The following is a 14,905-nucleotide window of genomic DNA, read 5'->3' on the forward strand; positions in this document are numbered from 1 at the left end:
AGCGGTTCTGGCGACGCGCGGATTTCGGCGTGCGTTTTACCCGCCTTCGGCCTCTCTCATTCGCTTTATCAGCGCGTCGAAATGCTTCGCCATGCGCAATTCGGGATCGACGGCAAGGATCAGGTCTATACCAGTCGGGAAGGCATTTCCGCCATTCACGAACAGGACCAGGCCTTCACGCGTCTCGGGAATGAAATAGACCTGGGCATGTTCGGCAAAATCGTTTCCGCCGTGGTTGAGCACGGTGCGGTCTGGCTCTCCGAACAAGCCCCAACCGACGCCAAAGCCGATGGGATCGGGACAATCGTCGGCCTCGGCAATGCAGAAATACCCCATCTCGTCTGGAGAACTGGAAAGCAGTGCTGCGCGCTCAGCCTGCATTTCCTGAGAGAGCCCTTCGCCTTCGATCAATTTGATGAGCAATTGCGCGTAGCCGGGAGCCGTCGCGTAAAGATTGTCGGCAGCGGTATAGTTACCGATCGCGAGCAGGCCGCCGCTTCCGCTGCCTGTGAACGGCGGGTACACGGTGCCATCGCCTCCGCGCGGTTCGCTTACGCGGCCCTCCAGCCAATCTTCACGCCCGACCGCGATGCCTTCGACCCCTAGCGGTTCGAACACGACCTCTTCCGCCAGCTCAGGGTAGGTCTTGCCAAAGCGGGCCTCGAGATAGCGCATAACGATTTCCACGCCCTCACCTGAATAGCTGAGCTGTCCGGTCCCGGGCGTCCCTGTGAAAGCCATTCGGTCATCGTCGTAATTCCACGGCCAGTTCTTCAGTGCAGCCTGATGCGACAGCAGGATCCGCGGTGTCAGCGTGGCATAGCGTGGATCGTCGCCCAGATCGGGGTGCTTGTAGTGGTCTGTTATCGGATCATCGAGCGACATTTTCCCCTGATCCGACAGTCGTAGGACAGTCTCCGCAATGATCGTCTTAGCCACCGACGCGGTGTTGAAAGCCGTGTCGGCTGTGACGGGAATGCCCGGAGATTGCTCGCCCCAATATCCCGTCCAAACGACCTCGCCATTCTCGATACGGGCCATTGCGATACCGGCGATATTGTCCTGCTCGAGCGCATTCGTGGCCACTTTAATGACCTCTGCAGGCGGCGCAGCATCGTCCGATTGCGCGAAGGCGTGGGATGAGGCGAGAGTGAGGCCTGCTGCCAAAATTCCGGCGAAAGACTTTCGAGTTATCATGATCCCATCCGTATTGCTGTATCAACTAGGCAATACACATACGTCAAAGCGAGCGAAGCGCAAGAGGCTTTGCGTTTGCTAGTTCAATTGATCGAAAAACCGGTCTTCCGCGTCGTAATCGAACATGTCCCACGGATAAGCGGCAAGCTGCGGGAAGGCGTCGGACCAGCCAGCGGGATCGAACTTTGTGAGCCATTCGATTGCGGGTCCGACACTGGCGCTGTAGCCGCCCGACACATCGAAACCGCTCTCATTGGCGCGGTCAAGCGAGACGGTGAAGGGACGGGGGACCGACCACGGCGTGCGCCCGATTACGCCGTCCGTGCCCTCGACAGGGATGAATTCCACCTCACGCCCGAAAAGCGTGGCAAGGGCTCCGCCAATCTCCATTACAGATGGGGGATTTGCATCCCCGACATTGAATGTCCCGCCGAGCGCGTGTTGTCCGGCATGCACCGCGAACTGGCCAATCATGTTTGCCGCGGTCGTGTGAAAGACGCTTTCTCCCTGAACAAGAAGAGGTATCCGTTCGCGTCCGTCGATCATCCTTTTGGCGAACCACCATTCGCGCGGGTGGCGGCTCCAAGCGCCATGGATCGCGCAGGGGCGCAAGATCGTGGCTCGATCACCGAACAGATCACGTGCGCAATTCTCCATCCGGACCTTGCGGGTTGAATACGTGTCGGAACCTGGGGCGACCGCCGGGTTCTCTTCGGTGATCGGTGCCGCAAATTCTGGAAAACCATTCTGCGCCGCTTCATCGAGTGTGCGGCCTTCCGCATCGCAATAGACGCTGGCCGACGAAACCGCGATTAGCCGATCGACGCTATCCGGGTCGTAAGCGGCGATGTCCCCCTCGTCGAAAGCGATGGTATCGACGATCACATTCGCGCCGGGAGCTTTTTCTTGGCCAGCGACGTAAGCAACGAAGCGATAGCGCTCGGGATCAAGCCAATCGGGGATCGTCCTGGCATAAACGGCGACGTCCCAGCCTACAGATGCGAAGTTCCGCGCAGCCGCATAGCCGATCTGGCCCGCTCCAATGATCGCAACTGAACGGGCCATATTCGTACGTCCTTACATATGGATCGGCTTGCCTTGCACCGCCATCGCCGCTTCCTTCAGCGCTTCTGCATGGGTTGGGTGAGCGTGGCAGGTATAGGCGATGTCTTCCGACGTTGCGCCGAATTCCATGGCCTGCGCCGCTTGTGCGATCATGGTTCCTGCCAGGCTCGCAACGATGTGCACGCCAAGCACGCGGTCGGTTTCCGCATCGGCCACCACTTTAACGAAACCTTCGGTGTCGCGGTTGGCCTTCGCGCGGCTGTTCGCCATCATCGGGAATTTCCCGACTTTGACCGTGTGACCTGCCTCTTTGGCCTCCGCTTCGGTCATGCCGACATCGGCAAATTCCGGCATCGTATAGACCACGCCCGGAATGACATCGTGATTGATGATGCCGGTCTGTCCAGCGACGTTTTCAGCGCAGGCGATCCCTTCGTCTTCGGCTTTATGCGCGAGCATCGGACCGGGAACGACATCGCCAATCGCCCAGACCCCGTCGACCTTCGTGCGGAAATCGTGACCGATTTCGATCTGCCCGCGCTTGTTCGTCTCGATCCCGATGGCATCGAGTGCGAGGCCTTCCGTGTTGGGGCGGCGTCCGATCGAAACCAGCACATGGCTCGCCTTGATCGTCTGTTCGTCTCCGCCTGCCGCCTTTTCGACGGTGAGCGAAACGGTCTTGCCCTTTACACTCGCGCCGGTGACCTTGTGGCCGAGCATGAGCTCCATGCCCTGCTTCTTGAAGATCTTGCCGGCTTCCTTGCGCACGTCGGCATCCATACCGGGCAGCAATTGGTCGAGGAATTCGATCACGGTGACTTTCGCGCCGAGCCTGCGCCAGACCGAACCGAGCTCCAGCCCGATGACGCCGCCGCCGATTACGACGAGATGTTCGGGCACCTCTTCGAGTTCGAGGGCGCCGGTGCTGTCGACGATCCGTTTTGCCGCATTATCGACCTCGACGCCGGGCAGGGGAGTGACGCTGGAGCCGGTGGCGATAATGATGTCTTTCGCCGTTACGGTTTCACCGCCAACCTTCACGCTGTGCGCATCCTGGAATGCAGCGTGGCCTTTGATCCAGGTGACCTTGTTCTTCTTAAACAGGAATTCGATGCCGCCGGTCAGTTCGCCGACCGCCTTCGATTTCTCGGCCATCATCTTGGTCAGGTCGAGTTTTGGCTTTGCGGTGATGCCCCACGTCGCGAAATGACCGCCTTCGGCCTCCTCGAACAGTTCCGATCCATGGAGCAGCGCCTTGGAGGGGATGCACCCGACATTGAGGCATGTTCCGCCCAATGTCTCACGGCTTTCCACACAAGCGGTCTTCAGCCCCAGCTGCGCGGCGCGGATCGCCGCAACATATCCGCCGGGGCCGGCACCGATAACAAGAACGTCATAATCGTAGGAATTGTCAGCCATAGTCGAATGCACCTTTGGACCGCTCGATGTGGGTCGAATGATTGGCTTCGGCACATAATCATTCGCCGGGGGAAGGCAACACTTGCCAGGCCGCGAATCCAGACATATAAGCGCTTATATGAATTACCTCGAACAACCTCCCGAAGGATTGGGGACCCTGCTTCGTAGCCTCCTTGGCCGGCTCGATCCGGTGGTCGAGGAGATCTACGCGGAAACGGTCCCCGGCATGCGTTCGCGCTACTATCCGGTCATGCGCGCGCTTCTGACGGCGGAGAGTGCCCCGATAGGCGACCTTGCCAAGAGCGCAGGCGTGTCACAGCCCGCAATGACGCAAACCGTCACGCAGATGATTGCCGCAGGATTTATCGAGCATGTTGAGAGCGAAGACCGTCGATGCCGGACCGTAGCGTTATCGGCGGCGGGAGTGTCCGCAGCTCAAACGTTGAGGCCGCTCTGGGCGGCAGTGGCCAAGGCGGCGGACGATCTGGGTGCGGAGCTTCCTGTACCGCTTGCAAGAGTGCTCCGCCAATCACTCGCCGCGCTGGAGCGGCGCGATTTCAGAACACGGATTGAAGACGCAAGAAAGGAAGCAGAACGATGAAGGGTTTTCTGGCGATGGCGGCGTCATGTCTGATCTCCACCGCGGCATTGGCCGAACCGGTTTCTCCGGAGGAGCAGCGCGAGGCGCTGTATAATGCCGAGCTACTCATCGAAGCGCGCTATGTTCAGAGCGAGAAAGTCGAGGCCCTGGCAGCGACGTTGCAGGATTTGCAAAGTGCAATCGATGGACCGAGTGACGGCCGCGAGTTTGCCGATACGGTGACCGCGCGGCTGCGCGAGGTGTCGGCCGACGGTCATCTCGGTCTATCCTACAGCGAGCAGCCGATTGCCAAACCTGCCCAAGACGAACAACTGACGCTGAATGATGATTTCGCACAGTGGTACGGCAAAGGCGTCAATCATGGCGTAGAGAAGATCGAGCGGCTTTCCGGCAACGTGATGTTGCTCGACCTGCGCGCTTTTCCGCCACCGGGTATGGGCGGCGACGTGATTGCGGCCGCCATGACCACGGTCGCCCAGGGCGATGCGCTGATCATCGATCTCAGGAAGAATGGGGGCGGGGCCGACACCGTTCTACTGGTTATGGCCTATCTGGTCGCGCCGGGTAGTCCGTTTCTTTCGACATATGATCGCCCCAGCGATCGCTGGACGCATCAGTCGATCCCTGCCTGGGTGCCGGGACGCAGATTCGGTGAAGACAAGCCGATCTATGTCCTGACTTCGGGGCGCACCTTTTCCGCCGCAGAGGCGCTTGCTTACAGCTTACAGGCCATGGGACGCGCAACGATCGTCGGCGAAACCACCGGCGGCGGGGCGCATCCATTCGAGTACCGCAGGGTCAGCGCACATTTTGCGCTGGACCTGCCGGAAGGAAAGTCGGAGCACCCCCTGACCGGCACGAACTGGCAGGGTGTCGGCGTCAGGCCCGACGTCGAAGTCCCCGAAGCACAGGCTTTGGCTAAGGCTCAAGCGCTGGCGCGCGAAGCTGTCACAAATCGATAAGCATCCGCGTCGGATCTTCTATCGCTTCCTTGATGATCTTCAGCGCAGTCACGGCCTCGCGCCCGTCGATCAGGCGGTGGTCGTAGGAAAGCGCAATATACATCATCGGGCGGATGACGACTTCGCCATTCACCGCGACCGGGCGATCTTCGATCCTGTGCAGACCGAGAACGGCGCTTTGCGGCGGATTGATGATCGGCGTGGACATTAGCGATCCGAACACGCCGCCATTCGAGATGGTGAAGGTGCCGCCGGTCATGTCGGCCATGGTGAGCGTGCCTTCTTTCGCGCGCGCACCGAAATCGGCGATGTCTTTCTCTATCCGGGCGAAGCCTTTCTGATCGGCATCGCGGATGACCGGAACCACCAGCCCGTTTGGCGCCGACACGGCGACCGAGATATCGACGTAATCATGATAGACGATCTCGTCGCCCTCGATATATGCGTTGACACTGGGCACGTCTTTCAGCGCGAGGCACGCTGCCTTCGCGAAGAAGCCCATGAACCCGAGGCGGATATCGTGCTTCTTGGCGAACATGTCCTTGTACTTGGTACGCGCTTCGATGACGGCCGACATGTCGACATCATTGAATGTCGTGAGAAGCGCTGCTTCTTCCTGAGCGCCCTTCAGGCGTTTGGCGATGGTCTGACGCATGCGCGTCATCTTGACCCGCTCTTCCTTACGCTCGCCTGTGGCAACCGCCGGAGCTGGGCTCGGCGTTGGGGCAGGGGAAGGCGCAGGCGAGGGATCGCCTTTGGCTTTCGCTGCGGCCAGAACGTCTTCCTTGGTCAGCCGGCCATCTTTGCCGGTGCCCTTGATGGTCGATGGGTCGACCCCGTGTTCGAGCACCGCGCGGCGCACGGCAGGCGACAGGGTCTGTGCAGCATTCGCGAGATCCTTGTCCGCTTCTTCGCGCTTTTCTTCACCTGCATCGGCCTGCTGCGCCTTGCGCCCGGCTTCTTCCCCGGAAGCGGCGCCCGTCGCGCCTTCTTCGATGATCGCGATGATTGCTCCGACTTCGACAGTGTCGCCGACTGCGGCGCGGTGTTCCTGCAGTACGCCAGCGACTGGGGAGGGCACATCCACTGCGACCTTGTCGGTTTCAAGGCTGGCAATCGGCTCATCGGCAGCGACCGCATCGCCCGGCTGCTTCAGCCATTCGCCGATCGAACCTTCGGTGACAGATTCCCCGAGTGCCGGGACGGTGATTTCAGTACTCATGACAATTGATCCCTTTCGAAGGGTGTTTCCTCAGGAATAGGCTTTGGCAGCGCCGCCGCGCCCCTTGGGTTTGCGATTTTTCGTCTTGCCGACATTGGCGAGGTCGAGCGCGACGGATACGAGCCCTTCCTGCTGGGCCTTGTGCCGCTTGGCGAGGCCGGTGGCGGGTGAGGCTGCGACCTCGCGCCCGGCATAAATCGGTCGCATGCCGTCGAAGCCGGCCTCGCGCGCCGCCAGCTCGATCAGGCGGTCCACGAAGAACCACGCGCCGTTGTTTTTCGGCTCTTCCTGGCACCACACGATCTCTTCGAGATTGGTCATGCGCTTGATCCGGACGGTCAGCGGTTCGCCGGGGAAAGGATAGAGTTGTTCGATGCGGACGATCGAGATGTCGTCGATCCCTTCCTCGTCGCGCTTTTCCATCAGATCGTAGGCGACCTTGCCAGAACACAGGATCAGCCGCTTGACCTTCTCATCGGGAATTTCAGTCATGTCGGATTTGATCCGCATGAAGTGGTGCTCGCCCTCGAATTCTTCTCGCGGGCTTTTCGCCAGCGGATGACGCAGCAGCGATTTCGGCGTCATGATTATAAGCGGTTTGCGGAATGGACGCAGCATCTGGCGGCGCAGAACGTGAAAATAATTGGCCGGCGTCGTGATGTTGCAGACCTGGATGTTGTCATTCGCGCACAATTGCAGGAACCGTTCGAGCCGGGCGGAGGAGTGTTCCGGTCCCTGGCCCTCATATCCATGCGGCAGCAGCATCACGAGGCCGTTGGCGCGCAGCCACTTTACCTCGCCCGATGCAATATATTGATCGATCATGATCTGCGCGCCGTTGGCGAAGTCTCCGAACTGCGCCTCCCACAGCACAAGCGTCTTGGGATCGGCCATCGCGAAGCCATACTCGAAGCCGAGCACTCCGTATTCGGACAGCGTGGAATCGTGCACCTCGAACTTGCCATGGGGCAGGGTGTTGAGCGGGATGTATTTGCTCTCATCGTTCTGGTCGACCCAGACGGCATGACGCTGAGAGAAGGTGCCGCGGCCGGAATCCTGTCCGGATAGACGTACGTTATAGCCTTCCATGACAAGGCTGCCGTAAGCGAGCGCCTCGGCTGTGGCCCAATCGAACCCTTCGCCCGACTTGAACATCTCGGCCTTTGCCTTGAGCACGCGTCCGAGCGTTTTATGGATGTTCACATCGTCGGGCACTTCGGTAAGCACGCGGCCGAGGCTGTCGAACATCTTCGGCTCGATAGCGGTATCGATATTGCGGCGTGCCGTTTCGGGATCGGCCGGTTTGTTGAGGCCCGCCCAGCGCCCGCCGAACCAGTCGGCCTCGTTCGGGTTGTAGCTTTTCGCAGCCTCGAATTCCTCATCCAGAAGTGCAACGAATTCGCCAGCGACCTTTTCACGGTGATCCTTGTCGATCACGCCCTGGTCGATCAGGCGTTCGGCATAGATATGCGAGACCTTGGGATGTTTGCGGATGACATCGTACATCAGCGGCTGGGTGAAGCTCGGTTCGTCGCCTTCATTGTGGCCGAACCGGCGATAGCACCACATGTCTATGACCACGTCCCGGCCGAATTTCTGCCGGTACTCGACCGCCAGCTTGCAGGCGAAGGTCACCGCTTCGGGATCATCGCCGTTGACGTGCAGGATCGGCGCCATCACACCTTTGGCAACGTCGCTGGGATAGGGCGAGGAACGCGCGAAATTCGGGCTGGTGGTGAAACCGATCTGGTTGTTGATGATGAAATGGAGGCAGCCCCCCGTATCATAGCCAGGGACGCCCGATAGCGAGAGGCTCTCCCAGACCACGCCCTGACCGGCGAACGCCGCGTCGCCGTGGATCAGCACCGGAAGCACCTGTTCGCGCTTCTTCCCGTCGCGCACCGCCTGCTGCGCGCGTGTCTTGCCCAGAACCACCGGGTTCACCGTTTCGAGGTGCGACGGGTTGGGGACCAGCGACATGTGCACTTCGATATCGTCGAAAGTACGGTCCGTGCTGGTGCCGAGATGATATTTCACGTCGCCGGATCCGCCGACATCCTCGGGGTTGGCCGAACCTCCGGAAAATTCGTGGAAGATCACCTTGTAAGGTTTCTCCATGACGTTCGCGAGAACGTTGAGCCGCCCGCGGTGGGCCATGCCGTAGATGATTTCGCGCACGCCGGCGCTGCCGCCATGTTTGATGACAGCCTCCAGCGCCGGGATCATGGATTCGCCGCCATCGAGGCCGAAACGCTTGGTCCCGACATATTTCTTGCCGAGGAACTCTTCGTACTGCTCGCCGCGCAGAACCGCCGCAAGAATCGCTTTCTTACCCTCTGGCGTGAACTGGATCGTCTCGCCTGGGCTTTCGAACTTGTCCTGCAGGAAACGCCGCTCTTCGGTGTCGGCAATGTGCATGTATTCAAGGCCGACTTTGCCGCAATAAACCGCACGCAGCCGATCTTGCAGTTCGCGCACTGTGGTCCATTCGAGGCCAAGCACGCTGCCTACGAAGACCTCCTGCGATTCCTTGCCCTCTAGCCCGTGGAACGCCAGCGTCAGGTCTTCGGGCTCTTCGCGCTTGTTCGAAAGGCCGAGCGGGTCGAGGTCCGCCGCCATGTGGCCGCGCACACGATAAAGCCGCACGAGCGTCATCGCCGCGATCGAATTGGCCGCAGCTTCTTCGATAGCTTTCGGGTCGAGCGCCTTGCCGGCCGATTTCGCCGCCTTTTCGACCACGACACGCATTTGCGTCGGGTCCATGGCCGTCGTCAGGTCGGCGCCTGCATCGCTGACGGAGTCAAGCCATTTGGGATTGCCCCAGGACGGCCCCGGCTGGGGACCTTCCTGGTCAGTCATCTGCGGCAGAAAATCGTTCGGTTCTTGACCCATGTGGGTTCTCCAAGGGGAGGAGGAGTGGGATGGGGCTCGTTAAATCAGGCCATTTCTTTCAGCATCGCATCGAGTGTGGTGCCGAGTTCGGATGGGGAGGGCGATACGCGAATGCCCGCATCTTCCATCGCCGCAATCTTGTCATCCGCGCCGCCTTTGCCGCCGGACACGATGGCGCCGGCGTGGCCCATGCGGCGGCCCGGAGGCGCCGTGCGGCCGGCAATGAAGCCGACGGTAGGTTTACTGCGGCCCTTGGCGGCTTCCTGTTTCAGGAATTCGGCAGCTTCTTCTTCAGCCGATCCGCCGATCTCGCCGATCATGATGATCGATTTCGTTTCGGGGTCGTCGAGGAAGAGGTCGAGCACGTCGATGAAGTTGGTGCCGTTCACCGGATCGCCGCCTATCCCGACAGCGGTGGTCTGGCCGAGGCCGACCTGCGTGGTCTGATGGACGGCTTCATAGGTAAGCGTACCCGAACGCGATACGACGCCAACGCTGCCCTTCTTGAAGATGGAGCCCGGCATAATGCCGATCTTGCATTCTTCCGGGGTGAGAACGCCGGGGCAGTTCGGCCCGATCAGGCGCGATTTCGAGCCGGTGAGGGCGGCTTTCGCACGGACCATGTCGAGCACTGGAATGCCTTCGGTGATGCAGATGATCAGTTCCACCTCGGCATCAATGGCCTCGCAAATCGCGTCGGCGGCGAAGGGAGGGGGCACGTAGATGCACGAAGCGGTCGCGCCTGTGGCTTCTTTTGCTTCGCGTACGGTGTTGAAGTTGGGCAGGCCGATATGCGTCGTGCCGCCTTTGCCTGGAGTCACGCCCGCGACCATCTGCGTCCCGTAATCGAGCGCCTGCTGCGTGTGGAACGTGCCGGTGTCACCGGTCATCCCTTGGGTGATGACCTTGGTATCTTTATTTACGAGGATGGACATTCAGAAACTCCGTCTTTTCGAATATTGGGTTATCGGCCGCCGAGCCAGACTGCGTTGTCGTAAATACGCAGGCTGTATTCGCCGCGGCGCTCAAGATTTCGGCTACGCGCACAAAGTTCGAAATGCGCGCGCGCTCCGGCAAGGAATGCGTTTTCATCGAACGAGTCGCGATGGGGATCGTTCTGGCTTGCAACGGCAATGTCGAAACAGGCCCGCGCAAGATCGAGATTTGCATCGACATCGGTTTCCGGCCCATCGAGCGCAGCATAGGTGCGCACCACGCGGGTGCGGTTCTGCGCGCGCCAATCGACACAAGCGCGGTATTCCCTCCCATCCGCGAGCGTGAACACCTGCGTGTCGCGACAATAAAGCCGCCGCTCCTGCGGGACGTCGGTCGCAAACACTTCGGCGACTTCCTGCCGATCGACCTCGCGCGCGGCGGCGGGGGCGGTGAAGAGAGCGGCGAGGGCAAGAAAGGCGAGCGGGGTCCGCATCACCGACCGGCAATAACCTTGGGTTCTTGGCTTATGAGCATCGACACTTCAGCCCTTTCCTTTCCCAAAGAGTTTTGAGAAGAAGGATGGTGGTTTCGGGACGTCCGGAAGCGGGCCGTCAGGAAAGACGATGTGGCGACCTTCGCGCCCATCGTCTGACATCACATCGTACGTGCCAAGTCCGAGCTCCTTTACAAGTCGGTTGCTCAATTTATCGGCTTCACCAATATCGCCCGGGCCTCGCGGCATCACGCAATGAATTGCGGAGCCCATAAGGCTATAATCCATCCCATTAGGGTGATCGTTGTCAGTGCGAATGAAGTCAGGATAATCCTTGGTCATGGCGTCGTACCAAGAGCGGAGAGCGGGACTCAATCGGTCAAACTCGCCCTCTTCAGGATGATCGTCTTCATTTATCCGTTCGTACCATTCGCGCCAAGCCTCACCGTCACGCGGCGCTTCTGCAGGGTCGAAGACAACTAGATCGGCGCTCATTTCAGGCTCTCATCCAGCCCCTTACACGCCTCAAGCAGTTCCTCAACCGCGTCGGTGCTGACTTTGAGGTTCGACTTCTCCTCGTCCGACAGTTCGATCTCGATCACTTCCTCGGTACCGCCCGCGCCAATCACGGTGGGCACGCCGACATAGAGGCCATCGAGGCCGTATTTGCCTTCGACATAGCTCGCACACGGCAAGATGCGCTTCTGGTCGCCGAGATAGGCTTCGGCCATGCTGATCGCGCTGGTGGCCGGGGCGTAATAGGCCGAGCCGTTGCCGAGCAGGCCGACGATCTCGCCGCCGCCCTTGCGGGTACGGTCGACGATTTCGTCGATGCGGCTTTCCGACACTCCCTTGATCTTGGCGTAGTCGTCAACCGGGATACCGTTGATCGTGGTGTAGCTTTTGACCGGGACCATCGTGTCGCCGTGGCCGCCGAGGACGAATGCGTTGACGTCTTTGACCGAGCAACCGAATTCCCATGCCAGGAAGGTCGCAAAGCGCGCGCTGTCGAGCACGCCTGCCATGCCGACCACCTTGTTGTGCGGCAGGCCGGAAAACTCGCGCAGCGCCCAGACCATCGCGTCGAGCGGGTTGGTGATGCAGATCACGAAAGCGTCGGGGCAGTTGTTCTTGATGCCTTCGCCGACTGCTTTCATCACTTTCAGGTTGATGCCGAGCAGGTCGTCGCGGCTCATGCCGGGTTTGCGGGGAACACCGGCGGTGACGATGACGACGTCCGCACCGGCAATGTCGGCGTAATCATTGGTGCCGGTGATCTTGGCATCGAACCCCTCGATGGGGCCGCACTGCGAAAGATCGAGCGCCTTGCCCTGCGGCATACCCTCGGCAATGTCGAACAGGACGATGTCGCCCATTTCCTTCTTTGCAGCGAGGTGGGCGAGCGTGCCGCCAATCATGCCTGAGCCGATAAGCGCGATCTTCTTGCGGGCCATATTCGAGATATCCTTCCCTGGGATTCGGGGACGAAAAGGAGAGCCTCATTCCAGCCGCTTGTGCCTCGTCCCATGTGGCGATGGCAACCGGATGCGTAGAGGGCGAGGTAGGCCTGTGAAGGTGCGATTGCAACCGGCAAAAAGTTGTAGCAGGCAACTATCTTTGCACATAGTTCGCAATTGCAATAAAGGCGCGCTGGCCGGCGAGTTCGGACTGTTAGCGAGAAGGGTGCCTCCAGCAATTGTCCGTTTCGAAGATAGCGCCGGGACTGGGCGCGCAGGCCCTTATGCTGGCGATTGACCGCCGACCTTGCGCGCGTCGCCTTCACGCTCCTGTGCCAGCAGCATCGCGGCCAGGTAATCCGGCACTGCACGGCTGAAATAATACCCCTGGCCAAGTGTACACCCCGCCTCGCGAACTGCCTTGACCTGTTCAAGGGTTTCGAGACCCTCCGCGACGATCTCCATCTCGAGCGTCGAGCCCATTTCTGCCACGGCACGGATGATCGCATCGCTTTTGCGTCCCACATTTTTGCCGGACACGAAGCTGCGGTCGACCTTGATCTTGTTGAACGGATAATTGTTGATGTAGCCGAGCGAGGAATAGCCAGTGCCGAAATCGTCGAGCGCGAACTTCACGCCTATCGCCGACAGTTCCTGGATGAAATTAGCGGTCGAATGGTTGTCCTCGATAAATAGACTCTCGGTCACCTCCAGTTCCAGGCGATGAGGATCGAGGCCGGCCTCGCGCAGCGCGTTTCTGATCCCGAGCGCCGCGCCAGGTGCGCGGATCTGCAACGGGGATAGGTTCACGGCGACGGTAATGTCTTCGGGCCATTGCGCAGCGATGCGAGCAGCCTGCGCGGTAATCCAGTTGCCGAGCGTTACGATCACGCCGGTTTCCTCGGCGACGGGAATGAATTCGTCGGGAGCAAGCTCACCCTTTTCGGGATGGAACCAGCGGATCAGCGCCTCGAACGCTCTGATCCGACCTGTTTCCAGATCGACGATCGGCTGGAAGAAAATCGACAGTTCGTCTCGCTGCAGCGCTGTGCGCAGCTCATCTTCGATCTCCCGGCGGCGGACCAGATCACGGGTCATCGATTTATCGAAAAATCGTGTCTGACCGCGGCCCCCGATTTTGGCGTGATAGAGGGCAAGGTCGGCGCATTGCATCAGCGTATCGCTGTCGGCACCGTCCTCCGGTAGCAGCGCGACCCCTAGCGACGCTCGCACTTCTAGCCGGTCGCCATCGATGCGGAAGGGACGCATGATTTCGAAATGGATCTCGCTCGCGAGCCGCTCGGCGTCCTTGCGGTCCGCAACCGGTGTAGAGACGACGAATTCATCGCCGCCGAAGCGGGATACGGTCGCGTCCTGCGGGCAAACTTGCCTGAGCCGCCGCGCGACTTCGCTCAAGACCCGGTCGCCTACGGGGTGGCCCAGCAGGTCGTTGACCTCCTTGAAACGGTCGAGGTCGATCCAGAAGAGTGCAAGATTGCTGTCATCCTCGATCGTCATCATGGTTTCGACCATCGCGTGGTTGAGTCCTGCGCGGTTGGCGAGCCCGGTGACGACGTCGGTTCGGGCAAGGAGCTTCATTTTCTCGGCCAACCTTGCGCTGGTTTCGGCCGAGGAAATCGAATCTCTCAGCACCTTGAAAATGTTCAGCGTGATCGAAGTCATCGCCGGAAGCAGTAAAGCCATCGTGAAAAACAGGGTCGTGTAGGCGAGCGTCGCCATCGCCAGAGCGACAATCATGATGGGCAAGCAAACAAGGGTAAGCTGTCCGATCGCTATGCTTGGCCGGCCGGCATTCCTCGCTGCTACGGCGACGCCGTAGCACACCGCGTTCGCAACCAGCAGCACTTGCACTTCGGCGCTTGCGCCAAGCCATATCGAAAGCGCGGCTATTCCCCCGATAGCAAGCGCATAGCTGAAAGCACCGACTTCATAGATGAGTTCAAGCGTTTGCGTGCTCGTTCTCTTGGAGTCCGGCGACAGACCAAGGGCCGCGGCAACACGCATGACCGCAACGATGGTCAGCACCATGCTGCCAATCCAAAGCTCAGGAAAACCCGTGAGCCATGCGGCAACTGCAGTCGCGGCAATCCCGTTGAGCGCACCGACGGTGAGGCTCCCGGGCTGGGTGTAAAGGGTGGTGACGAGCAGGCGGCGCACGCGGGCGGACAATTTGTCCGACCGATCACGCTCAAGGCGCATGTTGCGAATTTTCGCCAGTGTGCTCAACACTTTCATCAAGAACTGGCTTAATGCAGAGAGGTCAAGCTCAGGTTAACGCTGTGCTTACCGAGTTTTTCGATATCATTCCGAGGTTTAGCCTCGCTATCATGATATTCGCGAGTTTCAGGAAAGCTCGGTGATCCGCATTCGGCCGTCTGCCTCTGCTGCGAGGCGTCTGTCGAGAGCGCGCGTGATCTTCAGCCACCAATCGTAAGCATTTCTGTCACCGCGAAAAAAGGCTTCCTCTGCGTGTTCGCGCGCGGCCCTCGCTGCACCCAAGCCATGCACGGCAAAATGACGCAGCGCAGCGCGCATCACTTCGTCGGCCTCCGCGGTGTCACCATTGTCGTTGGCCACGTGTTCGACGGCTCGGCGCGCCATCGCGCGCGCAATCGGCGAACAAGCCGGAGAACGCCCCAG

The 14,905-nt window shown here is 60.1% G+C and carries 13 protein-coding genes; 2 read left to right on the forward strand and 11 right to left on the reverse strand.

The window, feature by feature from the left end:
• Nucleotides 1-36: 36 nt before the first annotated feature.
• The 3 genes from KCG45_RS11175 to lpdA form a co-directional block, all read right to left on the reverse strand.
• The gene (locus KCG45_RS11175) at nt 37-1,197 is read right to left on the reverse strand and encodes a serine hydrolase domain-containing protein (protein ID WP_218317293.1); all 1,161 of its coding nucleotides are present in this window, start codon (nt 1,195-1,197) and stop codon (nt 37-39) included.
• A 78-nt stretch (nt 1,198-1,275) separates the two neighbouring features.
• Complete coding sequence (locus KCG45_RS11180; protein ID WP_218317294.1) at nt 1,276-2,262, reverse strand: Rossmann-fold NAD(P)-binding domain-containing protein; 987 nt, start codon at nt 2,260-2,262, stop codon at nt 1,276-1,278.
• Between the two features lie 12 nt (nt 2,263-2,274).
• Nucleotides 2,275-3,681, reverse strand: a complete 1,407-nt coding sequence (gene lpdA / locus KCG45_RS11185) for a dihydrolipoyl dehydrogenase (RefSeq protein WP_218317295.1) — start codon at nt 3,679-3,681, stop codon at nt 2,275-2,277.
• 118 nt (nt 3,682-3,799) lie between these two features.
• Here lpdA and KCG45_RS11190 point away from each other — a divergent pair, with 118 nt between their 5' ends.
• Together KCG45_RS11190 and KCG45_RS11195 are read left to right on the forward strand one after the other, a co-directional pair.
• On the forward strand, nt 3,800-4,282 hold the full coding sequence (locus KCG45_RS11190) for a MarR family winged helix-turn-helix transcriptional regulator (RefSeq protein WP_218317296.1): 483 nt from the start codon (nt 3,800-3,802) through the stop codon (nt 4,280-4,282).
• A complete protein-coding gene (locus KCG45_RS11195) occupies nt 4,279-5,244 on the forward strand; it encodes a S41 family peptidase (protein ID WP_218317297.1) in 966 nt (321 codons plus the stop codon). The genes KCG45_RS11190 and KCG45_RS11195 overlap by 4 nt, the downstream gene beginning before the upstream one ends.
• Here KCG45_RS11195 and odhB read toward each other — a convergent pair.
• From odhB to KCG45_RS11235, 8 genes are all read right to left on the reverse strand, one after another.
• Nucleotides 5,231-6,466, reverse strand: coding sequence for a 2-oxoglutarate dehydrogenase complex dihydrolipoyllysine-residue succinyltransferase (gene odhB, locus KCG45_RS11200; RefSeq protein WP_218317298.1), 1,236 nt, complete (start codon nt 6,464-6,466; stop codon nt 5,231-5,233). The two genes, KCG45_RS11195 and odhB, sit on opposite strands and share 14 nt — an antisense overlap.
• A gap of 30 nt (nt 6,467-6,496) precedes the next feature.
• Entirely contained in the window at nt 6,497-9,358 is a 2,862-nt protein-coding gene (locus KCG45_RS11205; RefSeq protein WP_218317299.1) for a 2-oxoglutarate dehydrogenase E1 component, read from the reverse strand.
• A 44-nt stretch (nt 9,359-9,402) separates the two neighbouring features.
• Nucleotides 9,403-10,293 carry a succinate--CoA ligase subunit alpha gene (gene sucD / locus KCG45_RS11210; protein WP_218317300.1) on the reverse strand — a complete coding sequence of 297 codons (891 nt, stop codon included), beginning with the start codon at nt 10,291-10,293 and terminating at the stop codon, nt 9,403-9,405.
• A gap of 29 nt (nt 10,294-10,322) precedes the next feature.
• Nucleotides 10,323-10,787 carry a hypothetical protein gene (locus KCG45_RS11215; RefSeq protein WP_218317301.1) on the reverse strand — a complete coding sequence of 155 codons (465 nt, stop codon included), beginning with the start codon at nt 10,785-10,787 and terminating at the stop codon, nt 10,323-10,325.
• Nucleotides 10,788-10,835: 48 nt separating this feature from the next.
• Nucleotides 10,836-11,282 carry a hypothetical protein gene (locus KCG45_RS11220; protein WP_218317302.1) on the reverse strand — a complete coding sequence of 149 codons (447 nt, stop codon included), beginning with the start codon at nt 11,280-11,282 and terminating at the stop codon, nt 10,836-10,838.
• Nucleotides 11,279-12,241 (reverse strand): malate dehydrogenase, encoded by a 963-nt coding sequence (gene mdh, locus KCG45_RS11225; protein ID WP_218317303.1) that lies wholly within the window; start codon nt 12,239-12,241, stop codon nt 11,279-11,281. Before mdh ends, KCG45_RS11220 begins: the two co-directional genes overlap by 4 nt.
• A gap of 285 nt (nt 12,242-12,526) precedes the next feature.
• Complete coding sequence (locus tag KCG45_RS11230) at nt 12,527-14,500, reverse strand: putative bifunctional diguanylate cyclase/phosphodiesterase (protein WP_255548139.1); 1,974 nt, start codon at nt 14,498-14,500, stop codon at nt 12,527-12,529.
• A 108-nt stretch (nt 14,501-14,608) separates the two neighbouring features.
• Nucleotides 14,609-14,866 carry a hypothetical protein gene (locus KCG45_RS11235; RefSeq protein ID WP_255548140.1) on the reverse strand — a complete coding sequence of 86 codons (258 nt, stop codon included), beginning with the start codon at nt 14,864-14,866 and terminating at the stop codon, nt 14,609-14,611.
• Nucleotides 14,867-14,905: the final 39 nt, after the last annotated feature.

Origin of the sequence: Erythrobacter ani (assembly GCF_019204025.1) — a bacterium.
In the GTDB taxonomy this organism is placed as follows: Bacteria; Pseudomonadota; Alphaproteobacteria; order Sphingomonadales; family Sphingomonadaceae; genus Erythrobacter; species Erythrobacter ani.